The organism is Serratia sp. JSRIV006 (assembly GCF_019968685.1).
GTDB lineage: Bacteria > Pseudomonadota > Gammaproteobacteria > Enterobacterales > Enterobacteriaceae > Chania > Chania fonticola_B.
The window spans coordinates 94540-118018 of sequence record NZ_CP074137.1 but is presented as its reverse complement, the minus strand read 5'-3'; the positions used below and the strand labels follow the sequence as shown (position 1 = coordinate 118018).

General features: G+C 44.6%; 17 protein-coding genes, 1 tRNA gene and 2 pseudogenes. 10 read left to right on the top strand and 10 right to left on the bottom strand.

Going from position 1 to position 23479, the window contains the following annotated elements:
* Positions 1–61 precede the first annotated feature (61 nt).
* The 4 genes from KGP16_RS00520 (at position 62) to KGP16_RS00500 (ending at position 6033) form a co-directional block, all read left to right on the top strand.
* A complete protein-coding gene (locus tag KGP16_RS00520; RefSeq protein WP_179252641.1) occupies positions 62–688 on the top strand; it encodes a DNA-binding protein in 627 nt (208 codons plus the stop codon).
* A gap of 651 nt (positions 689–1339) precedes the next feature.
* The gene (locus KGP16_RS00515) at positions 1340–2383 is read left to right on the top strand and encodes an SIR2 family protein (RefSeq protein WP_223500618.1); all 1044 of its coding nucleotides are present in this window, start codon (positions 1340–1342) and stop codon (positions 2381–2383) included.
* Positions 2380–4227, top strand: coding sequence for an ATP-binding protein (locus KGP16_RS00510; protein ID WP_223500617.1), 1848 nt, complete (start codon positions 2380–2382; stop codon positions 4225–4227). Before KGP16_RS00515 ends, KGP16_RS00510 begins: the two co-directional genes overlap by 4 nt.
* Positions 4228–4863: 636 nt before the next feature.
* Entirely contained in the window at positions 4864–6033 is a 1170-nt protein-coding gene (locus KGP16_RS00500) for a hypothetical protein (RefSeq protein ID WP_223500616.1), read from the top strand.
* Between the two features lie 1007 nt (positions 6034–7040).
* Here the strand turns inward: KGP16_RS00500 and KGP16_RS00495 are convergent.
* Together KGP16_RS00495 and KGP16_RS00490 are read right to left on the bottom strand one after the other, a co-directional pair.
* Positions 7041–7610: a hypothetical protein gene (locus KGP16_RS00495; RefSeq protein WP_223500615.1), complete on the bottom strand. Its 570-nt coding sequence runs from the start codon at positions 7608–7610 to the stop codon at positions 7041–7043.
* An 846-nt stretch (positions 7611–8456) separates the two neighbouring features.
* Positions 8457–8666 (bottom strand): annotated as a pseudogene (locus KGP16_RS00490) (DUF4942 domain-containing protein); the annotation flags it as partial.
* A 65-nt stretch (positions 8667–8731) separates the two neighbouring features.
* Here KGP16_RS00490 and KGP16_RS00485 point away from each other — a divergent pair.
* The 3 genes and pseudogenes from KGP16_RS00485 to KGP16_RS00475 all read left to right on the top strand — a co-directional run bounded on the left by KGP16_RS00485 (position 8732) and on the right by KGP16_RS00475 (position 10848).
* A protein-coding gene (locus tag KGP16_RS00485) for an IS3 family transposase (protein ID WP_223500153.1) occupies positions 8732–9879 on the top strand; the annotation gives its coding sequence in 2 pieces (ribosomal slippage) (positions 8732–8969 and positions 8969–9879; 1149 coding nt in all).
* 18 nt (positions 9880–9897) lie between these two features.
* Positions 9898–10224 (top strand): annotated as a pseudogene (locus tag KGP16_RS00480) (type II restriction endonuclease); the annotation flags it as partial.
* A gap of 321 nt (positions 10225–10545) precedes the next feature.
* A complete protein-coding gene (locus KGP16_RS00475; RefSeq protein ID WP_218520036.1) occupies positions 10546–10848 on the top strand; it encodes a contact-dependent growth inhibition system immunity protein in 303 nt (100 codons plus the stop codon).
* Between the two features lie 143 nt (positions 10849–10991).
* Here the strand turns inward: KGP16_RS00475 and KGP16_RS00470 are convergent, their stop codons facing one another.
* From KGP16_RS00470 to KGP16_RS00445, 6 genes are all read right to left on the bottom strand, one after another.
* The gene (locus KGP16_RS00470) at positions 10992–11552 is read right to left on the bottom strand and encodes a hypothetical protein (protein ID WP_218520037.1); all 561 of its coding nucleotides are present in this window, start codon (positions 11550–11552) and stop codon (positions 10992–10994) included.
* A gap of 404 nt (positions 11553–11956) precedes the next feature.
* A complete protein-coding gene (locus tag KGP16_RS00465; protein ID WP_223500614.1) occupies positions 11957–13057 on the bottom strand; it encodes a hypothetical protein in 1101 nt (366 codons plus the stop codon).
* Positions 13058–13059: 2 nt separating this feature from the next.
* Positions 13060–14640, bottom strand: coding sequence for an AAA family ATPase (locus tag KGP16_RS00460; RefSeq protein WP_223500612.1), 1581 nt, complete (start codon positions 14638–14640; stop codon positions 13060–13062).
* A 353-nt stretch (positions 14641–14993) separates the two neighbouring features.
* Positions 14994–16208: an integrase arm-type DNA-binding domain-containing protein gene (locus KGP16_RS00455; RefSeq protein WP_223500610.1), complete on the bottom strand. Its 1215-nt coding sequence runs from the start codon at positions 16206–16208 to the stop codon at positions 14994–14996.
* Positions 16195–16647, bottom strand: a complete 453-nt coding sequence (locus KGP16_RS00450) for an Arm DNA-binding domain-containing protein (RefSeq protein ID WP_051346228.1) — start codon at positions 16645–16647, stop codon at positions 16195–16197. Before KGP16_RS00450 ends, KGP16_RS00455 begins: the two co-directional genes overlap by 14 nt.
* 156 nt (positions 16648–16803) lie before the next feature.
* A tRNA-Sec gene (locus KGP16_RS00445) sits at positions 16804–16898 on the bottom strand.
* Positions 16899–17072: 174 nt separating this feature from the next.
* On the opposite strand from KGP16_RS00445, the gene KGP16_RS00440 reads away from it, so the two are divergent.
* The 3 genes from KGP16_RS00440 (at position 17073) to KGP16_RS00430 (ending at position 19283) form a co-directional block, all read left to right on the top strand.
* Positions 17073–17657, top strand: coding sequence for a DJ-1/PfpI family protein (locus tag KGP16_RS00440; protein WP_223500608.1), 585 nt, complete (start codon positions 17073–17075; stop codon positions 17655–17657).
* A 506-nt stretch (positions 17658–18163) separates the two neighbouring features.
* Positions 18164–18328: a hypothetical protein gene (locus KGP16_RS00435; protein WP_155621689.1), complete on the top strand. Its 165-nt coding sequence runs from the start codon at positions 18164–18166 to the stop codon at positions 18326–18328.
* 10 nt (positions 18329–18338) lie between these two features.
* Positions 18339–19283, top strand: coding sequence for an Rpn family recombination-promoting nuclease/putative transposase (locus KGP16_RS00430; RefSeq protein ID WP_223500607.1), 945 nt, complete (start codon positions 18339–18341; stop codon positions 19281–19283).
* A 369-nt stretch (positions 19284–19652) separates the two neighbouring features.
* On the opposite strand, the gene KGP16_RS00425 is transcribed toward KGP16_RS00430, so the two are convergent.
* The gene (locus KGP16_RS00425; protein ID WP_115160115.1) at positions 19653–21005 is read right to left on the bottom strand and encodes an amino acid permease; all 1353 of its coding nucleotides are present in this window, start codon (positions 21003–21005) and stop codon (positions 19653–19655) included.
* Positions 21006–21085: 80 nt separating this feature from the next.
* On the bottom strand, positions 21086–23404 hold the full coding sequence (locus tag KGP16_RS00420) for an Orn/Lys/Arg decarboxylase N-terminal domain-containing protein (RefSeq protein ID WP_223500606.1): 2319 nt from the start codon (positions 23402–23404) through the stop codon (positions 21086–21088).
* Between the last annotated feature and the right edge of the window lie 75 nt (positions 23405–23479).

Below are 23479 nucleotides of genomic sequence, written 5' to 3'. Positions count from 1 at the left end.
GGCTTCCGATTATCGTAGACCGTTGATAAAGTGACCGACGGGTAGGCGAAGGGAAACCAGCATGGTCGAACGTATTGATTACCAGATTGAAAAATATAGCTTCGCGGAAGTTAATGAAACGCCGCGTATTGCGCAGCAATGGGCTGAAGTCCTCAAAGAATGCCGTCAGGTGCGGGCTGGAAGTATCGAGCGTCTGCGCATCGCATTGCTGAATGTGGATTATGTCACCAGCTTTGAACTGCCTTTTCGTTTGCTGTTGGTGCGTGCCCCACAACTGATTGCCGAGCTACGGGATGAACTGCAACTCAGTCAGAAAAGCGCAGTGTTCAACGGCAAGCGTTTTGGCTGTGTTTACAGCGTAAAGTCTGATTTGAGTAAGGTACCGGATGAATTTCAATACCGTCTGTCAACCCGCATTCGCAGGGAAGTATCGTCAGGCGAAACCGCAGAGCCTTACCGGGAGATTGCCAGGGAAATAAAAATGCCGCGCGAGCGGCTTAAAAAGGCACTTGAGAACGGACTCGCGGTAACGGCGCTGGATGGTCTGTTTTGGTTCGGTATGCAGCGGATCGCAGCCGACGTGGCGATACTCAGAAAAAAGGGGATGCGTATTGCGACCTCAGAGGTTCAGGCATGGGACAGTCTCACAGCTACCCTCCGCCCCATCCCGGTATACAGCGGCGTCTGATGCGCTCATTGTCACTGTTGTTATCTTTTCCTAGTGTGCTTTTTCGGCGATCACAGGAGTCGCATTTGATAGCTAGTGCTATTGAATTTACTTAATTTTATCGTGTTGTATTTTGGTTGGTGCCCCCTATTGTGCCCCCAAATAATTTTGCTTGTGGGGATTGGTAGGTATTGAAGGCTAGCTCGATCACTTACCTCACAGTTAGTTATAACGGCTCGCAATCGAAACCCCTCGTGAAGACATTACTAACATCACGGTGTACTAAATAAACGGGGAGCAGGTCACTCCTACCCGAGTAATGTGGACAAGCTTCTGAGCTAGGGGCTGATTTTCAAACGGTTCCGGGCTGAGTCCGCCGTATGCCCTGTGGCGACGCCACCAATTTTAATCGCGGCACGAAGCGGACAGAAGACTAGATCGCTAGGTCCGCTGTGAGCGTTGAGCGAACCTTGCAACTTTGCTGCCACACCTATAATAACTATTTTCTGCAGGTAATTCGAGAAAGCCTTGAGGCACAAGGGATCAGCACCCGATCGTGCCCTTGATATAGCAGGAACCATACCAATTTCCAGAAGAATTGATGTCAAAGTATTGAGCGCGGAGTTAAGATTAAATAATACAGGTTAATCCCATGTTTTATGGAAGGATAAGATGGCAGTTAAGCGCGCCTACTACGGCAACAATAGTGACCGAGACTACTTTGAGCGGGTATTTCAGTCAGCTAACATTAACTTTCTCATCGGATCAGGCGCATCGCTGCCTGCGATTAAAGTACTGGGGTCAATCGAAACCGATCTTCAGCAGCTGATTAATGATGAGCAGGAAGAGGAATACTTCAGGATGACCACTGACTTTTTGTCAGCGGTCTGGCTTCCGCATGAATGCATGTTGGAGCGCGGTAACGGCGCACCCTTCGCACCTCCGGTGATCACCAACGTGGAATGTACCCGTGCGAATTATGATACATTTATGTCTTCGCTGGAAAAAATACTGACCCTCCGCCGGACTGGCCTGCTTCCGAGGCGCATTAACGTTTTCACAACTAATTATGATTTATTCATTGAAGAAGCTGCCACGCGAAACAACAATATTCTTTTTAATGATGGATTCAATAAAAGAGCAAACATCTGGGGGGTTGAAGAATTTGATGCGGGCAGTTTTAATTATTCTGTAAGTGCAACAGGAAATCTGTATAATTATAAAGTTGAACTCCCTACTGTTAACCTTATAAAGCTTCATGGATCGCTTTCTTGGGAGCATTATAAAGGAAAGATTATTTATAATATTGGTGATGGAAAACCTCTTAGCTTTGCCACTCTAGCCGAAATGAAAAAATGGGTGCTCGCTCATGCACTTATTCTTCCACGTAAGGAGAAGTTTAAAGAGACACTGCTGCAGAACGTTTACTATGATTTACTGAGGACCTATTCCAACGAGCTTGATAAAGAAGCCACCCTCCTGGTTATCTTTGGCTTTTCGTTTGCTGATGAGCACCTTGAAACGATAACCAAAAAAGCCTTGCGTAACGCCACCTTGAAACTGCTGATCTTCGCTTTCAATGAGGCCAGCGTTGACGGCTTTATGGAGAAATTCCGTGATTATTCTAACGTAGAGATTATTTATCGCCCGGGAGGGAATGTTGATTTTCCGGTAATGAACAACATTATCACGTGCTATCTGGGAGGCTCGAGGTGAGCAGGCATTTTACTGATGAAGAAGCGGTGCTTCGTGTAGGCGAAGTCTGCGAGGTATCTGGACGCACGGTTACCATTCTAGTGGATAAGAACAAGAATCTCAGCGACTTATTTTATCAGGGAAAAGTTCTGAGAAATGTATCAGTGGGTAGCTTCATTGAGATCAAAAAAGGATTCATGAGCCTGATCGGCAAGGTTGAAGCGGAACGTGTCATTGAGGAAAAACATCTTGGTGGCAGCGGCAGTGATGCTTGGCGCTATCGACGATACCTGACCTCTACCCTGACGGGTTATATTGATCGCACAGGGTGCTTCATTGGTGGCTCACGTGAACTGCCCCTCATTGGTAACGAAGCTTTCGTGGTGACTGAAGAGATGATACAAACGGTTCATCAAATAGCTGATGCAGGCGAAACAGTAATGAGGTTTACCCGTACAGATCTTGAAAATATCGAAATTGCACTGCCGGTTAATGGCCTCATTAATTCGCATATTGCCATTTTTGGCAATACTGGTAGTGGGAAGTCAAACACCCTGGCCGCGCTATACAAAGCAGGTACTGCCCAAGTAAAACGCATGCTCGGCGAGCATTTCAGAGAAAGATGCAAATTTATTCTATTCGACTTTAACGGGGAATATACCGGCCCACACTGCATTACTGATGAGAAGACGGTTTATAACCTCAACACGCATCATACAAATGGCGATAAACTTCCTCTACCCAGAGAGGTTCTGCTTGAGCATGACATGCTCTCCGTTTTGACCGATGCAACAGACAAAACACAGAAACCATTTCTGAAACGAGTACTTGAGTTTCGCATGAGAGTGATGGCTGTTGACGATCCTCTTGAGTTTATGCGTAATATCCTAAAGAAAAAAGTCAGGCAAAATTTGTTTAGTGGTGATAAGCCTAAATGTGATGCTGTTAATCAGCTTTTTAGTCCGATTTTTAAAGATGACCCGGAGCTGATATCTGATCTTGAGTTCCATTCAGTTGCATACAAATGGAAGCTGAGAACGGGTAATGTTTTCAATGCTGAGGCTGATACTGAGCGTTCCTATCTCTTCAGTCTCGCAAGTAATTTTGTTTTTAAAGCAGATATGATTGAAGAACTGTTAGATTTCATGTATCTACAGTTAATTCAGGAATATTTATCTAACAAGTCCAATCCTGAACATATCTCACCAGTTATAAACAGAATGAATGCTAATCGTAAAGATATTTCCAAAATTTTTGATACTTCTGGACAACTGGATTTCTGGGGTGAATATAACTTCACAGTAGTAAATCTTAACATGGTTAATATAACCATGAAAAAGACACTTCCTCTTCTGATAGCCAAGTGGGCTTACAACATGAAGAAGATATCTACCGAGCCATCAACACTGCATATAATCATAGATGAAGCTCACAATATTTTGTCTAATACTTCTTTTCGGGAGACAGAAAGCTGGAAGGATTATCGTTTGGAAACCTTTGAGGAAATTATAAAGGAGGGAAGAAAGTTTGGCGTTTTTATCACTATTTCCAGCCAACGCCCTAATGATATATCTTCAACAATCATATCCCAGGCACACAATTATTTTATTCATCGCCTGATTAATCAAAATGATCTTTACGTAATCGAAAAATCGGTATCATATATAGATCGACTGACGGAAGAGTCTATTCCGACTTTATCTATAGGAACCTGTATATTTAGTGGTGTTGTTAGTCCCATACCGTTAAAATTAAGGGTGACTGAACTCTCATTGGGAGAAAAACCCAAAAGTAATACTATTTCCTTCAGCGATTTAATATCTGAGAAGCAGGGAGATGATGACCAGAGCGACTTCGTTTTTTAATTGCTAACAACCAGTCCCCCGCTAATTAAACTTGGCAACGACCGATTCTGCTACTTAACGGGCAAGCACGAAGGTTTGAAATGAGCGAGAAGCGGATATGCTGATTTTACTAAAAAGCTTTGAAACGCCACGGATCGCAATATATATGCTCTTAGAAATAATTAAAGGGGACAGCTAATGGACATTACAATTACAAATATTACCTCTGATGGCTTAGGATTTCAGAGTTTGAAATCGGAGAGTATATCAATGTTATTAAACATGCTGCACAGACTGGAAGAAAACTGGCTGAACGAGCAAAATCGTTTGATAAGTCGGGCGAAAAACTGTTAGGGGCTTATACTGATAACCTGCTCAATTTAATTCTGAAATGGTCAAGTCATTGGTTTTATTTGATTTACACAAATGCGCCACTATCGGCATTCACATTTTATAAACAGGCTGGTTTTACTCCGTTATCAGATATCGATAATGTTACCTACCGTCTATATCTGAAAAGCATATTGAGTTAATATTCTCTTTTGCTGAGCGGAACGTCTAGTCCACTTTAGTAATGTTTTACTTTGTACATCTCATCAATGAAAAGAGTTATACTAAGTAATGTTAATTCATGACAGAGTTTCAACAGGATATATTATGGCAGTTAAAACTAAAACAATTAAGATGATATGGGGTAAAGCAGCAGCACGATGTTCGATATGCAAGCAGATACTTATTGAAGAAAAAGATAAAAATAGTAGCCATCTCATTCCAATTGGCGAAGTTGCTCATATTGTTGCTGAAAAAAATGATGGGCCTAGAGGAAAAAGTAATTTAACCACTGTGGAAAGGGATGATATTGAAAATCTGCTCTTACTTTGCCAAAAACACCATACCATAGTAGATAATGATACTAATTTATATACTGTTGATAAATTAAAGGAAATTAAAAAGCTTCATGAGCAATGGGTTGAAAATAAATTAAACACTAGCCCATCCTGGGAAGTGAAAATAGAACAAGCTTATTATTTAAACATCCCAAGACTATCAATGTTATCATCTGATTTAAATGAAGAAGCCAATAAATATGACCTTGAAAAAATAGATACACTCTTTGATTTTGGTATGAATCTTTTTTATATTATGGAAAACTTTAAGAGTACAATTAATAAAATTGACTTAAAATCAATTCCATTAAATGAAGCCATATCATACCCTGATGATATTATTGGGTGTTATGTGAGCTTTACCGATAGATTTAGAACAAAAGATATAATAATTCCGGGCTCGTATGGAATAAAAACCACACCTCAAGAAAAATTAAATCCTCACATCTATACTAATATAGGTGGTTACAAAATAGTTTTATCAATTAATTACAAATGGATAACAACTTCAACAGCTTACGGTTTCTTTAGACCAAGCGGTGGTCATAGCAAATTTTCAGGATTTGGCATAGTAAATGATATTAATACTACTGCTAAAGTTATTTATATAACCCCATACATTATTGGTTTAAAGAAAAATACACCACATCCAATTTTATTAAAAAGAGCTCATGATGATGAAAAAAAATTAGAGATATCAATAAGTAACCATAATAAGAATCAAGAACTTTTAGATATGTATTGGAATGGAGATATCGATGAATGTAATTTTTGCAACTTTGATTTTTCATGTTTGAATTATATGGTGGATGCAATAGTAAATGGTTGTGGTTATAATATATGCGCCACCTGTTTTTTAAAAGAACACAAAAAACTTGGCATAGGCTATGGACAAGCATATATAAAAGAAGGGAACAAGTGGAGATACATTGCCGGTTGAGACTGTCCTAATTTTAGTGTAAGTACCCTTTTTATCGGGAGCAACTCCAATAAGATTGCCCCCTATTACGATACCAACTTGGTGGTGACTCTGGTTTTCCTAGATACTTTAACCCTTTTTTTTCTTATGATATTTCACAAATAACATACCATCCATATTTATTTTTTAATTCAAAAAGTTATTGTTAACCCACATTTAGACCCATCTAGAGTTAAAATATCTTAAATCAAAAGATTAAACTAAAATTACTTTGAAAACATTACCAATGTCTGCTCTTGGCACCAAACTACCGTAGGTAAGGCCCAAGGGGCAGCTACGAGCGAATTGCGGACTTAACACCGTGCTCTATCGATAGCAGCCCCTTGTTATGAGATTTCTAGCTTTCTGCTCGATTTTAGAAAAATACCAGCTTTATATGTAAAACCAGTTCCTAACTACCGCCCACATTAATGCACACAGTGAAAGACCGTGAACCGAGCCACATTTTCAAAACGATACAAAATCAAAAATATTCATCTGGCTAATGAGACTCATAACGCTTTGCTCACCGGTAAATTGCGAGCGCAGCGAGTAATTTATCCGCGTGCAGCAACTTGTTAGAAACCGTTAGCTTAGCTGCTTTCTCAATGACCATAATTTCCAAACCAACACCCACATGTAGCTGGCAAGCAATATAGATAATATAGTTACGAAGCAATACGCTGTTCGGACGGCATCATACCTATAGAGATCATAATCACTCGAAGAATAAATCAAGAATGATTCTTTGGTGATTTTAATAGCGTCCGGCAGAAAGATAAGCGCCACTGAAAGTGCCATTATTGCCACCGGTAAGGCTTTACTGAAAATCGTGGTAGTTACTGATTGTTTGGCCGCTACGTTATCCACACTATGGCTCTTAGGAGATATTTCGAGGGACTTCGAAATATCTCCATACCAAAGACTAAATAGAATTGCCGAAATGGCCATGAGTAAGCTTGATGCTGAAAGTAAATCGCTCATAGGAATCAGGGATTAGGCTGGACGTTAAACTTGGTACAAAGGTTATTATAGGAAGAAGGTGATATTTCATATGTAGATACGCTCCCCCTCTTCTTTCCAACAGGCGCAAGGCTTCCATCAATATCAGCAAGAGCCTTATTCAATTCATCGACTACGTTTTGGCTATTAATAACTACAGTATAATCTTGAGTGTTGTTCTGTCGGTTAGCCGCCATTAGTGATGAGCTGAGAGTTCTTTCGATGTGCGACTTCAATTGATACTGATATTTTGAAATCACCGATCGAATAAGCGATCTACTTTCTGTCAATGTTGTTTGAAACAGGCTGCTGACTGTACGCTCGTCGGGGATTGCGCCATTGAATGCTGTTTCGATGAGCAGCAACAGCCGATACTCAAGCAAATCGCTCCCACGTTTAAATACCTTCTGCCCACGAAACATGGCCAAGTACTCTTGGATAGAGGCAGCAAGGCACGAATTAAGACGAGTATTTAGATCGGGAACGTCACAACCTAATATCGCAGATATTTCGGCTTCCTCTGCAGCTGTAAGAGTGAGTGTAGTGGTTATTTGCATATTTTTCTCCCTGTGGTTTCTAACATTTAATTCATGCGTGTGCGCGTTTATCATGTTAGTCCAGTGAAAATACACATAGTTACCCATATGTATGCAAAGAACTTATCAGCTTTCTATCAAATACACAATATGGAAAAACGCGCATGCGTGTTTTCCAAACCTATTAACTAAAAGTCAGCTACTATAGTCACCTGATTTTATAGAGTTTTTTGATTGCCGATGGAGTTAATTCGCACTGCTATTGTCTTAAAATCATCCCAAAATATCTAAATTTAAATACGACTGTATGCCCATACATTGTTAGTCGCTTTACGGTAGGGCCAAGCATAGGCAAATAGATGAGAATTTATATGGCAACAGGAGTGGGAGCTAACGAGCCAAAACACGGAATGGGGCAATAATGAGCTGGCAGAGCCTTCAGGCAATGACCGCTTTTGGCACAGGCTGTGTGAAAACTCTGACGAAAAAACTTAAGTGCACAATGCTATGCAAAATCTGAAATCGATCGGCTGGTTAGCAGAGTCAAATTTTACGTAGGGACGCGGTTTTCAGCTCTGTTTTTGGCAGCTTATGCGATCAAAAACGTTTTCACACAGCCTGGGCACTGAGCGGGCGGTCTCCCCCAGCAAAGCGCAGATACCGTCGCCCACTTAAAGTCGTTAGTCTTCGTTCAACAGTCCATATAGTGCTCAGTCAGCTTGAACGCAATCAACAAGCCCCTTAAAATCAATCACGAATGAAAGTGTAACGTCTTAAACATATAAGCTTGGAATGAATGCGGGCTTTCATGTCATGCCATTTCTCCTTTAGCTATGCTTTCACCGTAGCAAACATACTACACTCAACCTATTTTTCGGCTAACATTCCTAGGTAATGCTTAGCGACAATATCATTCATCCTATCAATCAATTCGGGCTTTCTGAATACGATATGCGCCGATCCTTTCATAAAGTACCGAATGCTCAGGTAATCATCTTGGTAATCCTTAGCCACCAGCCTATTTGCGCAGATATGTTCATATAACCGACTGGTGATATCCCCTCGATTATCAGGCAACGTGAATCGCCACGGGTTTAACAGACACCTCAGAGTCATTTAAAATGGCCTAAAGAGAGGTGCACATGAGCAGTAAGCGTTATCCTGAAGAGTTTAAAATTGAAGCGGTCAAACAGGTTGTTGATCGTGGCCATTCTGTTTCCAGCGTTGCAACACGTCTCGACATCACCACCCACAGCCTTTACGCCTGGATAAAGAAGTACGGGCCTGACTCTTCCACCAACAAAGAACAGTCAGATGCTCAGGCCGAGATCCGCCGACTCCAAAAAGAGCTGAAACGAGTTACTGACGAACGGGACATATTAAAAAAAGCCGCGGCGTACTTCGCAAAGCTGTCCGACTGAGGTACGCCTTTATCCGTGATAACACCTGTTGTTGGCCTGTTCGTCTGCTCTGTCGGGTGCTGGATGTTCATCCAAGTGGGTTTTACACCTGGCTTCAGCAGCCACATTCACCACGGCATCAGACAGATATGAGGCTGACAGGACAAATCAAACAGTTCTGGTTGGAGTCCGGTTGCGTTTATGGCTATCGTAAGATCCATCTCGACCTGCGAGATAGCGGGCAACAGTGCGGGATTAACCGGGTCTGGCGGCTGATGAAGCGTGCCGGGATAAAGGCTCAGGTCGGATACCGAAGCCCAAGAGCTCGTAAAGGGGAGGCCAGTATCGTGACACCCAACAGGCTCCAGCGGCAGTTCAACTCGGAAGCACCGGATGAACGTTGGGTAACGGACATAACTTACATCCGAACCCACGAGGGCTGGCTGTATCTGGCCGTGGTTGTTGACCTGTTTTCGCGCAAAGTTATCGGCTGGTCAATGCAACCCCGGATGACAAAAGATATTGTCCTGAATGCGCTTCTGATGGCCGTGTGGCGGCGTAATCCTCAAAAACAGGTGCTGGTTCATTCTGATCAAGGTAGTCAGTATACAAGCCATGAATGGCAGTCATTCCTGAAATCACATGGACTGGAGGGCAGTATGAGCCGTCGTGGTAACTGTCACGATAACGCAGTTGCAGAAAGTTTTTTCCAGCTACTGAAGCGTGAACGGATAAAGAAAAAGATCTACGGAACGCGGGAAGAAGCCCGCAGTGATATTTTTGATTACATCGAAATGTTTTATAACAGTAAGCGTCGGCATGGTTCGAGTGATCAGATGTCACCGACGGAATATGAAAATCAATATTATCAACGGCTCAGAAGTGTCTAGATTATCCGTGGCGATTCAGGGAATAAAAAACCTGATTTCCTGTTTCCTTCTGCACAAGCCTATCATGATGAAACGTGGCCCCAAAATAGGCTTCGCATGCTGGCAGTGAAAACAACATGTAAAGACCGCTGGCGCCAGATATTAAATGAGGCAGATAGAGTCGAAGATATTTATCTGTTTACATTGCAGGAAGGGGTTTCTGTAGCTCAGTTTCAGGAAATGCAACAGGAAAGAGTCAAGCTAGTTGTACCACTTGTACTTCATGATAAATATCCAAAAGTTATTCGTGAGCACCTCATGTCGTTAGAAACGTTTATCAATGATACTAAGAACTTAACCCAATAGCAGTTTTAAAAAGGGTATTGCCGCTATTTTTGAAGCCAGTTATTACAACTGGGAAGTGAAATATGGCGGCATGTTTATTTCGTCAAAATTCACAAAAAATAAGCTGTATCAGCTCAGACTTAAGCTGACAGGTTTCGTAGATAGAACACAATGTCTGCCTTGAGCGAAGTGCGGACGTTCAAAGTTTTGTGCACGCTTACATCACGATGTACCTGTCAACTGGTAGAATGTCAGCTGCTATAAGTTTCGCATGGCGTTCAAATTTGAATACTGAAACCATAAACCTTATCTCATCCTTGTTGCCTACCCGATGGCCTTACTATGAAAGATATCAACGTATCCGAGCTGGACAGCTTGATCGCAATTTATTTTGGCCAAGATTATGATCTGTTTGGTTCCGGTGAAAGCGTGGAAGCTCAAATTGATGCATGGATTGCTGATACATCACCTTCTTTACGGCAAAGCTTAATAGGCGAAATTGAGGAATTTACCCAAGAATGCGACGACCTTGAAAATGATTTTGAAAGCCGCTATGGCGCGGAGTTCTCAATAGAATTATGGGGTATGACCTCAGCAGATTTTCTCCGTTTGTTGAGGACAAAGGTTTTCGACTCACTTTCTTAATGTACATGCCAAGGCAAAATAACGCCCAACAACATATCCACTTTAGCCAAGGTATTGTCAATTCCGTTGGGCCGCTGAGTTGGCCCGGCTGTAACTTTTGAAGGTCTATTTCTGGCAATTACTGTGAGGATAACCCCTCTTCTTCAAATCGGGATACCCGTTTTGAGATCGAGCTTAAAAGGTTCCCAGCCTCCTGGCGGATCCCACTCTCCAAGGCCAAGCACCGTATCATTCTCTATTGATGTAATGATCACGCCATCAATGGCGCACTGACTGGATTTCCAGAGAATGCCAGCTAGAATATCAATCAGAAAAACGTGGCAGTAAGTGGTGACCATAACCCGATCATGTAGCCTGTCAGAATGGATTTCAGGAATTGAATAAATATGGGCAACATAATCACCTAATGGATGACTTCTGAACGAGTGTGTGGCCATGTCAAAAACATGAAAGTGGTCGCCACAAATGATTGCAACGTGGGATTCATTCAGGAGAAAATCAGAAAAGGCGCTGGAAATCAGCCAGCCATCCTCATCTGCACGTACATACAACTGTAAAATCAGAATGGGTTCAGCGTCCTTACTGATTAGCAGTAGCCGATCCTTTTCCCCATTTGGGCCAAAAGGATTGATGTCGATGATCGAAACACCTTCCATTTCATCACCGGGCGTAGGCTTTTCAAGATAGGCCGCTTGTAATGTCATTGAGTATCCAAGTTTGACAGAAGAAGAACTCATACTACTCTACAAGCTGATGTCATTACAGCAGCGTATGTTGCCATATTGCGCTGACCAGCCCCCGCAGATTAGCAACTTCCGCTGGCACAAAGCTGTCCGTTGGAAAAACCTCGGGCAGCTATGAGCGATAAGCGGAAGTACGAAATGGTTCTGACTACCGTGGACCTCTTTCAAAAATCGCCGTTTGTCAAGCAATAGGGAGCAGATCTTAGCCTGGCTCTGCTTTCAGGGGGACGGTCAGTCATATGAAACAAAACCTTTAAAAAACATTTTTCGAGTGAGAGAAACCAAAAAAAGTCACCTAGTAATTTAACCGATAAATGCCAACAGAGCGAAAAACCATATTGGCACCGAAATTTTCAATTTTTTAACTAAGATGTTCTTGCTTGCTTATTTGAAGCGCAACCCCAACTAAATATTTCCTTACCTATGGTAAACCAATCATCATATAGGTCATCTTCGATGAAACTACGCAATTTACGTGGGGAAGTTTCTTCTAATTCTTCAATAATATGAGATAATAGCCTATCGCCAAATCCTTCTACAACTTTACACGGCTCTCGACACTCACACTCTAACCGAGTTACGCATCTATTCTTGGGGATTCCATTAACTCTTGGAATTATATTTTTCCAGTATTCTATTCTTAGTTTTTCATCAATCTCTGTTGCTGCATTTACCTCCAATCCCTTTTTATGATCCAAATATTTTTTCGCAGTTGCATCAACATCAAATACTCTTAAAAATGAATCATAGACAGCCACATGAGCTCTGTTAATTTTACCACTTTCCAGAGCCTGATTTATTAATTCCATAGGGATGAGCGATTCAGCCTCATGCATTTCTAAAACGAAATGATGTGAGAAGTTTTTATCAGCAACACCATTGAATGCTAAACTTGTATCTCCTTTTGCTCCATATGGATGTTTTTTATCACTATCTAAAATGCATAAGCACATTTTATTGTTACGAATCAGTTCATCATAATTTCTTTTAGTGCCAGAACCACCGCCATTTCTGAATTCTAAATTTATCACCAAGCCATTAGCATCAACTTCATTTTTGTAAAAATCACCTATAAATTTATAGAAATTACAGTCCATTAAATCTTCACATAGAAAATTGGCTCTCTGTACCGATTCACTATCTATAAAAAAACCATAGCCTAATCTACGAGGCCTACCTTCCTGTTTGTTCAAGTCAGTCTGTTGTAAATTCAGATCGATCTCTATATAAGTACTAAGTTTTTCCGGAATTGTACGCAACTCTCGGTAATTAGTTAATAAATATTCAGCCAGATTCCTGACCCTTCTGGAAAATACATTCGAAGATACAACAGCCTGAAACAACTCTTTACTCGCCAAAATTATATGCTTTTTCTCTAAATGTGAATTAAAGAGATTGGTAAGAGCTATTTCTAGGTGCTCGTTATCTTCTAAATCATCCTGGAAATCTATTAATTTTAATAACATGATTATTTCCCTGAGAAAAAGCCTATTGGCCAATTGATGAAGTAACCCTCTTCATCAAATTCCGCTGTTTTGACTGTGGTTCCGTCAGATCCATTTTTCTCAAAGAAAACAATATTTACATCATCCTTACTAATTTCCCCACTTTCAATATAGTCACCAAAAGCGTCTATCATTGCTTGGCTATGTGTCTCGAAAATAATCTGTATATTATTGTTAGTTTTAGACGCTAACTTAATAGTATTTGCAAATAGATATGCCAATTGTGTCTGATATGCTGGATGAAGATGTAACTCAGGTTGCTCAATTACAAAAATAGAGGCTTTACCTTTGGATGAGCTATTATCCTTTGTCTCCAACCAGATAGACATTACAATTGGTAAAACCTGCGAAAAACCGAATCCCATATCACTGATATTATGTTCTTTGTCATCATTATCTGTTTTGATCTTGATGGCATAATGAGAGCCCACTTCTTGAACATAAACGATAAAGCCCAAATTTTCGTGAGTCCATTTCTGGAATAATCGTAACTCAGATTCACCAAATGAATTGAGTATCATTGCTACATTCGAACCTGTGTGGTCCATTTCCTCAACTTGCAGATCCTGAAAACGATAGTAACGTTCGGTAGTTGCTCTGATTGGGTAAAGATATTTAACAGATAGAAAGCTTTCTGCAAGATTACTATTTAGCATAACAGCTATTTCGTTGTAGCCTTTCAACAAAATAAATGGAAGGATTTCATCTAATATTTCTTCGCGTTTGTTTTCAAGGTTATTAATAAAAACAGAGTGCCCAGAGAAAGAATCTAGTAATGTATAATATAGTCTATCTTTAGCATAAGACTTAATATCCAACAAGCCTTTGATTATGTTTTTTTTGCTTGCTCTTGCACTAAAATACCCTCTAATAACATCTGCGGCTTTTTCACAAACACGCTGATTTAATTCTATTTCTGACTTATATCCAACTGATCTACTATACATTCTGCCGCTATTTTCTAAAAAATAGTAAGACGGCCAGCGTTCATTTATGTCCTTACGCTTCTTATCTACGCCTTCAAAATATACAGTTGGGAAGAACTTATCTTCTGAACTATAGATTGACAGGGGGATTTCATAAGAGATATTTTTAGATGTTAACTTCAAAACAACATTATCTTGCTCAGTGGGTAAAATAGAAACTTTAATCTCCCCAACAGAAAAACTTACCTCCCGCATAACAGTTTTTCTATCGACTGAATCAAGTTTCAAATCAACGACAAAATTTAGCATGGGAAAGTCTGGCAAGTGACTTTGCTTTCTATAATATAAATCTAGTGACAAACCGAAGCTTAGCTCAATATTGCCATCGACTTCATTCGTCAAAGCCTCATGATAGTCACCATAATCTGCATACTTCCCGTACCACAAAATTGGTCCTGTTGTATCTTCTTGAAATGACTGTCTTAGCAGAGGAAACAAACGAATCATCGAACTTTTACCGCTACTATTTCTTCCTAACAGCACTGTGATAGGTTTTAAGTCAATGGATGTTTTGTTTTTTATGCTTTTTAGATTCTTAACGCCGATCGAAGTTAGCATGCAAGTCCTTTAGCTCAAGAAATTTGGGTTAAATTTTCATAAAGGTTTTATTATAATAATATTAACTGATATATATTCAACAACTTTTTTGGCTTCTTCTCTTGAAGACTATTTCCTGAAAGGTAGGTCTGAAAATCTTGCAGTGTATACTTGACCTGCTCCCATTTGCTTCACACAGACTGCAGTTCGTTACTTAAGCTTTTGGCACAGAGCTGCCTGTCAGATTAGGTTTGGCTCTGTGCCATAAATGTGTCAGGTCACATCTGAGCCAATACAAATAAGCAGCAGAAAAAACCGGTAGCACCAGCATCACTGCTGGCGCTACCGGTCCCCTTCAGAAAAATCACCTCACCCTAAGCACGACGCCCAAACTCCCCATGCACCACATTCCCATCACGCTCCAGGTTATCCATATAGTCGGCATACCACTGCAACATCTCACGCCGTCCATCCAGATACTTCGCATGGTTGTAGGTGCCACGGATGCTGTTCTTATCCACATGAGCTAGCTGTGTCTCGATCCAGGCCGAGTTATAGCCTTGCTCATGCAGGATGGTACTCATAGTGTGGCGGAAGCCGTGGCCAGTCAGTCGCCCCTTGTAACCCAACAGCTCGATGACCTGATTGATGCTTTCCTTGCTGATTGGTTTACGCTGATCATTTCGGCCAATAAACACCAGGGGATAGCCGCCAGTAATCGGCTTGAGAGAGCTGAACAGTTCGATAACCTGAGTTGATAATGGAACGACATGCGGTCGCTTCATTTTCATCACTTCAGGCGGAATGCTCCATACGCCCTTATCTAAGTCTATATCCTGCCAACGCGCGAATCTCAGCTCCTGGGTTCTTACACCCGTCAGCATGATGATCTTGGTTGCGGTTTTAGTAATGACACTGCCAGTGTAACCAGATAGGTCTTTGAGAAAATATGGCAGTTCCTGAGCCGTCAGGAAGGGGAAGTGCTCCTTCTTCGGCGTCGCCAAAGCACTAGCGAGATCGGGAGCAGGGTTGTAGTTAGCTCTACCGGTGATAATGGCAAAACGAAACACTTCTCCGCAGCGTTGGCGAACCTTACGCATTTTCTCCAGCGCCCCGCGCTTCTCCATTTTGCGCAGCGCTTCCAGCAGCTCCATCGGCTTGAGATCGGCAATAGGCCGCTTGCCGATATAAGGGAAGATGTCTTTCTCGAAGGTATCAATGATTTCATCACGGTAGCGCAGCGACCAGCGATCGGCCTTAGTCTGATGCCACTCTCGGGCGATAGCCTCAAAGGTGTTTTCCGCATTCAGCTTCTGAGCAAGCTTCTCGGCCTTTTTGGTTTCACTAGGGTCACCGCCTGCCGCCAGGAGCTTTTTGGCCGCATCGCGCTTTTCACGAGCATCTGCCAGTGAGACATCGGGGTAAACGCCAAAGGCAAGACGCTTCTCTTTACCAGCAACGCGGTACTTCATACGCCAGTAACGCGATCCATTCGTAGCCACTTCAACGTATAGCCCTCCGGCATCACCTAAGCGGTACGGCTTATCTCTGGGCTTTAATGCCCGAACTTTTGCATCAGTTAATGGCATCGTTGTTTCCTCCTGAAAGCAAGAATGCTTTGACGGCCTGAGTTTGCTCTGGCGTAAGCGATAGGGTTTGTTTAGTTGTTTTGATAATCAGCCCACCAGGTTCGGTGAGCGAAAGCTGGAAAGCTTGTTTGGTGCGTTCCTGACGGCGTTGTTCTCTCTCTAGGGTTTTATCAATCGCGGGATCGTAACCATCTTTGATCTTCGCTCTGGCTTCTTCCCTTAGCATGATGGCTTCGCTAATCGTGACAGCAGGGTATGTCCCGAATGCCAAGCTCTTCTCCTTTCCGTCTATGCGGTACTTCAAACGCCAGTATTTTGAGCCTGTAGGCACTACCAGCAGATAGAGCCCCCTACCGATAGAAAACTTATAGGGTTTGCTACGGGTATCAAGTGACGCTATTGTTTGATTATTAATGGTTTTTATCTGTTTTGGTGGCATGTGATTTTACCCACAGTGGTCGGTTTGCCCAATAGTGCCCCCAGGGGCATATTGATACCAGTAGACTCCTGTTGACTTCGGAATACAAGGAAGGCTTGATACAAAAGGGTTTAACGGGGGTTTAGTTGACGTTGGGAGAGTTCAGTTGAGGTCGAATGGCGGAAGATCACAGGAGTCGAACCTGCCCAGGACCGCTGGCGGCCCCAACTGGATTTGAAGTCCAGCCGCCCCACCGGGGACGAGGATCTTCCTCTAGAGCTAGGAAGCAAGTCGCAGATTATAGCGCGAATCCCCCTAGCTGCTAAGAGGGAATTCAAGTTTCCGCGATCCCCTTCGTACACTTGCTCTCCCGCACAAAACTCCCGCCTTTTATCTGCTACCCTAGCCGAGCCCGGGTTATTAACCCGTACATTGCTGGAGATGCTATGACCAAGAAAGTTGCCGTCCTGCTGAGCGAAGGATTTGAAGAGGCCGAGGCGGTTATCGTGATCGACGTGTTACGTCGTATGGAGATAGAGGTAGAGCTGCTGTCCTGCCAGGATAGGCTGGAGCTGCGCAGCTATCACCAGATACGTATGTTTGCCGATGCTCTGTTGGAACGCCGCATGGACCAACTGTACGATGCCGTGGTGATCCCCGGTGGGCCGCAGGCTACTGCCGCAATGGCGGAAAACGAGCTGGTCGTGGAGTTTATCCGCCGCCACGATCGTGCCGCCAAGCTGATCTGCCCGCTGTGTTCTGCCGCCGCTCGCGTACTGGCTGCCAACAAACTGCTGCAAGGCCGCCGTTATGTCTGTTCTGGCGATCTGCATCAGGAGATCGAAGATGGTACCTACGTGGCTGAAAGGGTTGTGGAAGATGGCAATCTGATCAGTGGCCAAGGGTTGGGGGCCGCGTTTGATTTTGCCTTGACCGTGGCCTACCGCCTGACCGGCGATCGCACTACCACGCAAGAGCAAGCCGTACATATCTATCACGAAAACTGGCAAGCCCCACAGGCAGTGCATTAATCGCTACTGCTGCTAACTAGGCGCGGCACAGTTTACGTTTTCCGGCTCCGATGCCGAAAGCGAAAATTGTTACCGCGCTTTCTGTTTTTTACGGCTACTCCTCGCTATCCAGGTACAACGTTTTGATCCCGCTTTTGCTACGTTTAGCGGCAACCAACGCATAACAATGACCTGTAACTGTTTTGCCAGATTAGGCGAAGCCGTGGTCAGTAATACCACGGTCATTAGCACGCCAGTAACCCCCCCCTAACCGGCCCATCATTTTTGTTAACCACACAATAGAAGTGCGGGAATAAGCTGCACCTTTGGCAAAAATTATTCATATTGATAACAACGTGGCTATTCTTCTGAATTTTTCGGGGCAAATATATTCGACCGTAGGAGCATAGTTGGTTGAAATAACCGTGACATCACTAATACTTGTTCCCCTGTAGTGGTGGGTAGTCCATAATTACACCTTGCAATGCCTTCACGGGATCTATGCTAAAAAATAGAGGGAATTCTTTATGGGTATGCCACAAACAAAATCTGAATTAATTTCATATCTTAATAAAAACCTCGGTGAATTAATAAATATCCTGAATATAGGTTCGCCGGAGCTTGCCTCAGATAAATCAATGGAGGGATATGCGAAAAATAATAACGTCAGCTTAAAATCAGTATCGGAGTGAAATGATTATAATGAAAAAGAAAAACAACACGCCAACGCCCCACGATGCCACATTCAGACAGTTCCTGACCCAGCCAGAGGTTGCCCGTGATTTCATGGAACTACACCTCCCGGCAGAGCTGCGTGCCATCTGCGACCTTGACACCCTGAAACTGGAATCAGGCTCCTTTGTGGAAGATAACCTCCGCCAGTACTTCAGCGACGTGCTCTACAGCCTGAAAACCACTGCTGGGGATGACGGTTATGTCCACGTGCTCATCGAACACCAGTCCACCCCGGATCAGCACATGGCTTTCAGGCTCATCAGGTACGCAGTAGCGGCCATGCAGCGCCATCTGGAGGCGGGCCACAAAAAGCTGCCTTTGGTAATACCGATGCTATTCTATACCGGTAAGCGCAGCCCATACCCCTATTCCACCCGGTGGCTGGATGAGTTTGCTAACCCAGAGCTGGCCGGTAAACTTTACAGCGCTGCTTTTCCGCTTGTCGATGTCACCGTCATCCCTGATGACGAAATCGCAGGCCATCGCAGCATGGCGGCTCTGACACTACTGCAGAAGCACATTCATCATCGGGATCTGGCGGAACTGGTGGATAGGCTCGCTCCCATCCTACTGGCCGGATATCTCTCTTCATCACAGGTAGTATCGCTGGTACACTATATTGTACAGGCGGGCGAAACGTCAGACGCCGAAGCCTTTGTACGCCAACTGGCACAGCGAGTGCCGCAACATGGGGACACACTGATGACCATCGCACAACAGCTTGAACAGAAGGGCATTGAGAAGGGTATCGAGAAGGGCATTCAGCTTGGTCGGCAGGAAGGGCATTCAGAAGGCGAGCGCGATGCTACGCTGAAAATTGCCCGTACCATGCTGCAGAACGGTCTCGATCGCAACACCGTCATGAAAATGACCGGTCTGACTGAAGACGAGCTGGCACAGATCCGCCATTAATCTTATTAGAACAATGTTCTAGCCTTACTGTCGGACCTTGCCAGTAGTCTGAATAGTCGCAAAGGGACTATTTTAGGGTGGGACTATTACCTGATGATATAGCAAGGTTTGGCAAATAACGGCGAAATGTAGAATTGCCGTGTAGTCTCACCGCCAGGATATTACACAAAATTGAACGTAACGCGTTTAATTAAAATGAACAACTAATACTGGCAGGGTCTTATATCTCTCCGAAAAGGGGTGATTCGCTGTATTTTATTTTTCACCATCATAAAAAGCCTCCCCACCAAGGAGAAGGCTTTGAGATAAAAGAGCCATTCACTGTTGCAGTAACGCCTTCATTGTTACTGCGCTTTCTGTTTTTTACGGCTACTCCTCGCTATCCAGGTACAGTGTTTTGATCCCGCTTTTACTGCGCTTTGCGGCAACCAGTGCATATAGCGGGATGGTGAGCATCATCATCAATACCCCCCAGAACATGGCATTGCCTCCCGATCCGAACAGGGCAAACAGACTGTAGAGAATGCCAATCACCGCCAACGTGCAGTAGAAAATGAAGCCCCCGCCCTTATTCAAGGATTTGGCCACCATGATGATCGGTAGCGCGACCAGCGCATAGATATAGGGCAGTAAAGAGGCAAACACCGACATCAGCACAATCACCTGAAACTGTTTTGCCAGATTAGGCGAAGCCGTGGTCAGTAATACCACGGTCATCAGTACGCCGGTAAAAATCAGCCCCTTCATCGGTACATCGTTTTTGTTCACCACGGCAAAGAATTTCGGGAAGAGCCCCTGCTTCGCGCCAGCTTTTGGGGCTTCAGACTGCAAGATCAGCCAGCCAGAGATCGAACCGAAACAGGCGATAATGCTGAGGGCGGAAACCACTTCCCCGGCGAATTCACCAAACATATAACGGGCAGCATCGGCAAAGGGGGCGGCGGAATTCACCAGTTCGCTATGCGGTACTAACCCCATGATCACCGAACAGCTGGTGACATAGCACACGGCGGCAATCAGCAACCCCAATACCGTCGCCTTGGGCACCGTGGATTCGGGGTTTTCCACCTGTCCGCTGGACACCACTGCGGATTCCACTCCCAAAAAGCCCCATAAAGCCAAAGACGCGGCGGAGAGGATTGCCGAAACGTCACTACCCTTGGTGCCATTATAAACTTCGGTGAATAACGCGGGTTTGAACCAGAACCAGCCAATAAAACCGATCCCCAGCACTACAACCAGCATGCAGCAGGCGGTGAATGATTGGGAGCGCCCGGCCACCCTTGCCCCCAAAGAAGCCAGAGCGATAAATGCCCAGAGGATAACAATGGCGGTGATAGAGCTGACCAGCGGATCTTTGAGAATAGGGAAGAAATAACTCAGGTAACCCACACCCGCCACCAGCAGCGCCACGTTACCCACCCAAGCGCTGATCCAGTAACAGATGGTGGTCTGAAAGCCAATAAATGGCCCAAACGCGTCGCTGGCATAGGCAATAATGCCGCCATCACGCGGTGTCACCATGCTGTTTTTGGCAAACACCAGCGCCAGGGCAATCACACCCACAATGGTAATCACCCAGCCAAATAAAGAGATAGACCCGATGCCTGCCAGATTGGTTGGCAGCATAAAGACCCCGGATCCCATCATGTTAGAGGCGGTCACCAACGTCAGGGCGACCAACCCCATTTTTTTCACGGAGGCAGTATTAACAGAAGCCATGATATTTCCCATCATTATTGCATTGATACAAATCTTGAAGAGGGTGCGGATCGCACCCGTGGGGATAAAGCGCAGGCCGATTAACGTATGGAAGCGCTGGCAGGCGTTTCTTTTATGCACCGCACCCAATAAGTGCCGTTCTCATCCACTTCCACACCCTGCAGTTCATGTTCAAAGCCGGGGAAGCGCTGGCCGAAGGTCTGCAAGGCCACCAGGTAATCGACGATGGCCCGTGATTCTGACGTCACCTTTTCACCCGGCATGATGAGCGGAATGCCCGGTGGGTAAGGGGTTATCATCACGCCCAGCGTGCGGTTGCTTATGTCGGCAGCCTTGACCTGCTCGGTTTGGTCGGAGATCAGGCATTGGTAGGCCTGGGAGGGGGTAAGAACAGGGATGGCCTCTGCAGAACAGGCCAGCTCCAAAAGCTCGGCAATTTTCAGTTCGATATTGGCCTGATGGATCGACCGGCATAAATCGCCGATGCCCATGTTGCGATAGGCGGGGGAACTGGCCGCAACCTGCGGAAGCACCGAGGTCAGCGGGGTATTCTCGTCATAGTGATGTTTAAATATCATCAGCATGTCGATCAGGGTATTCCATTTACCCTGGGTAGAACCCAATGCAAATAACACCAGAATGGTGTAGTCGCCGTTGCGGGCCGGGATAATACGCTGGGTATCCAGGAATTTTGCCACTACCGGCGCGGGGATGCCGAAAACATTCATCTTTCCTTGCGCGTTCAGCCCAGGGCAGGTAATGGTGACCTTGATGGGATCCAACATCGCATAACCCTCCGGCAAGTCGCCGAAGCCGTGCCATGCCTCTCCGGCTCGCAACTGCCAGCAGGTGGGATCGTTGGCTAGCACCTCGTCGGCCACCTGGGTGAAAGGAACCTTTTTGCCCTCCTGCAGCAACGTGCTCGGCTGCCAGACATCGAAGAACCATCCCTTGTCACTTTTTTCCGCTTTGAGCTTGTCTGCGACGGTCACCAGCGTCTTGCGGAAGCTGATAGCATCGTGAATAGCTTCATCGACCAATGTCTTACCGGCTTGCCCCTCCATCATGGCGGTCGCCACATCCATTGAGGCAATGATCGGATAGAACGGTGACGTGGTGCCGTGCATCATAAAAGCCTGATTGAAAATGTCGTAATCCACCGGGGCACGTTTGGAATTGCGGATATGTATCATCGAGGACGAAGAAAAGGCCGCCAACATCTTGTGTGTCGATTGCACGGCATACAGCGTTGGGCCGTTGTCTTTATCTTCGGGCACATCCATGGCGAACCGCCCCTGATACAGGGGGTGGAATTTCGCATAGGCATACCAGGCTTCATCAAATTTGATCCGGGGTACCGACTTGGCCAGCTTTTGGGTGACGGCGGTGACGTCATAAATCAGACCGTCGTAAGTGCAGTTAGTGATGATGGCATAAGCGGGGCTGCGGTCTTCTGCCTGATAAGCCAGCACGCTGTCATCGATTTTTTGCTGGATCGCGCTGGCCTCAAACTGATCGGGAGAGATCAAGCCAATAATGCCGAGCCCATTACGCGCAGGCTGGAAATAGACGGGTTTAGCCTGGGTGATGGTCAGCTCATGGTTGACGGACTTGTGGCAATTGCGGTCTACCAGGATGATTTTATCTTTTAAATCAATTGAGTGGCCCACTATCTGGTTAGACTGGGAAGATCCGCCTGTCACATAGAAGGTTTTGTCCGCGCCAAAGAGTTTGGCGGCTCGCGTTTCCGATTCTCCCGGCGCTCCCTTATGTTCAAGCCAGTCCCCCATTTCCGGCGTAGAGATGCCGATGTCTGCCCGCATCAGGTTTTCGCCAAAATAATTGATAAACTCACGGCCTACCGGGTGCTTAAGGTAGGCAACGCCCCCTTGATGCCCCGGGCAATCCCAATAGTAAGGGCTGTCTAACGCGTAACTTTTTAGCGCGGCGAAGTAAGGCGGCAGCAGGTTCTCAATATACTGGCGTATCGCCAGATGAATGCGGCCAGCAATAAACTTGGGCGTATCTTCGCTGATGTTGATGTACTCATGGATCTCTTGAATCACCTCCGTCGATAAACGCCCTAACAAAGGTACACTTGACGAAAAGAAGATGGGCACCCGGCTGTTTTTAGCGCGGACCACGCGAATAATCTCCTTGATAATGGGAGAAGCCCCGCCCAAGTTAGCACCCTCGCACTCATTAATAATGATGCAGCCGATGCCCGCTTCTTTTCTGGCCATCGCCAGCGCCGTTTCATTGCTTTCCGCGTGGATAAAATGGTAGTTATTTAATGCCAGCACCTCCTTAATCGCATGATAGCCATCATCGACCTGTATTTTATTATCGCGTACAGAAACAATTAATATTGGAAAATCAAGATTGCTTGCGTAACTCATTGTATGACCTCTTCTCATCCATGTCATTGAGATATCAACTGGGATGCCAGATGATGAAAGTGAGCATACTCTTGA

What these genes read in the sequence shown, in the direction of transcription:
- KGP16_RS00520 (WP_179252641.1), top strand. Translation starts at nt 62, where the DNA reads ATGGTCGAACGTATTGATTACCAGATTGAAAAATATAGCTTCGCGGAA.
- KGP16_RS00515 (WP_223500618.1), top strand. Translation starts at nt 1,340, where the DNA reads ATGGCAGTTAAGCGCGCCTACTACGGCAACAATAGTGACCGAGACTAC.
- KGP16_RS00500 (WP_223500616.1), top strand. Translation starts at nt 4,864, where the DNA reads ATGGCAGTTAAAACTAAAACAATTAAGATGATATGGGGTAAAGCAGCA.
- KGP16_RS00495 (WP_223500615.1), bottom strand. Translation starts at nt 7,610, where the DNA reads ATGCAAATAACCACTACACTCACTCTTACAGCTGCAGAGGAAGCCGAA.
- KGP16_RS00475 (WP_218520036.1), top strand. Translation starts at nt 10,546, where the DNA reads ATGAAAGATATCAACGTATCCGAGCTGGACAGCTTGATCGCAATTTAT.
- KGP16_RS00470 (WP_218520037.1), bottom strand. Translation starts at nt 11,552, where the DNA reads ATGACATTACAAGCGGCCTATCTTGAAAAGCCTACGCCCGGTGATGAA.
- KGP16_RS00465 (WP_223500614.1), bottom strand. Translation starts at nt 13,057, where the DNA reads ATGTTATTAAAATTAATAGATTTCCAGGATGATTTAGAAGATAACGAG.
- KGP16_RS00460 (WP_223500612.1), bottom strand. Translation starts at nt 14,640, where the DNA reads ATGCTAACTTCGATCGGCGTTAAGAATCTAAAAAGCATAAAAAACAAA.
- KGP16_RS00455 (WP_223500610.1), bottom strand. Translation starts at nt 16,208, where the DNA reads ATGCCATTAACTGATGCAAAAGTTCGGGCATTAAAGCCCAGAGATAAG.
- KGP16_RS00450 (WP_051346228.1), bottom strand. Translation starts at nt 16,647, where the DNA reads ATGCCACCAAAACAGATAAAAACCATTAATAATCAAACAATAGCGTCA.
- KGP16_RS00440 (WP_223500608.1), top strand. Translation starts at nt 17,073, where the DNA reads ATGACCAAGAAAGTTGCCGTCCTGCTGAGCGAAGGATTTGAAGAGGCC.
- KGP16_RS00435 (WP_155621689.1), top strand. Translation starts at nt 18,164, where the DNA reads ATGGGTATGCCACAAACAAAATCTGAATTAATTTCATATCTTAATAAA.
- KGP16_RS00430 (WP_223500607.1), top strand. Translation starts at nt 18,339, where the DNA reads ATGAAAAAGAAAAACAACACGCCAACGCCCCACGATGCCACATTCAGA.
- KGP16_RS00425 (WP_115160115.1), bottom strand. Translation starts at nt 21,005, where the DNA reads ATGGCTTCTGTTAATACTGCCTCCGTGAAAAAAATGGGGTTGGTCGCC.
- KGP16_RS00420 (WP_223500606.1), bottom strand. Translation starts at nt 23,404, where the DNA reads ATGAGTTACGCAAGCAATCTTGATTTTCCAATATTAATTGTTTCTGTA.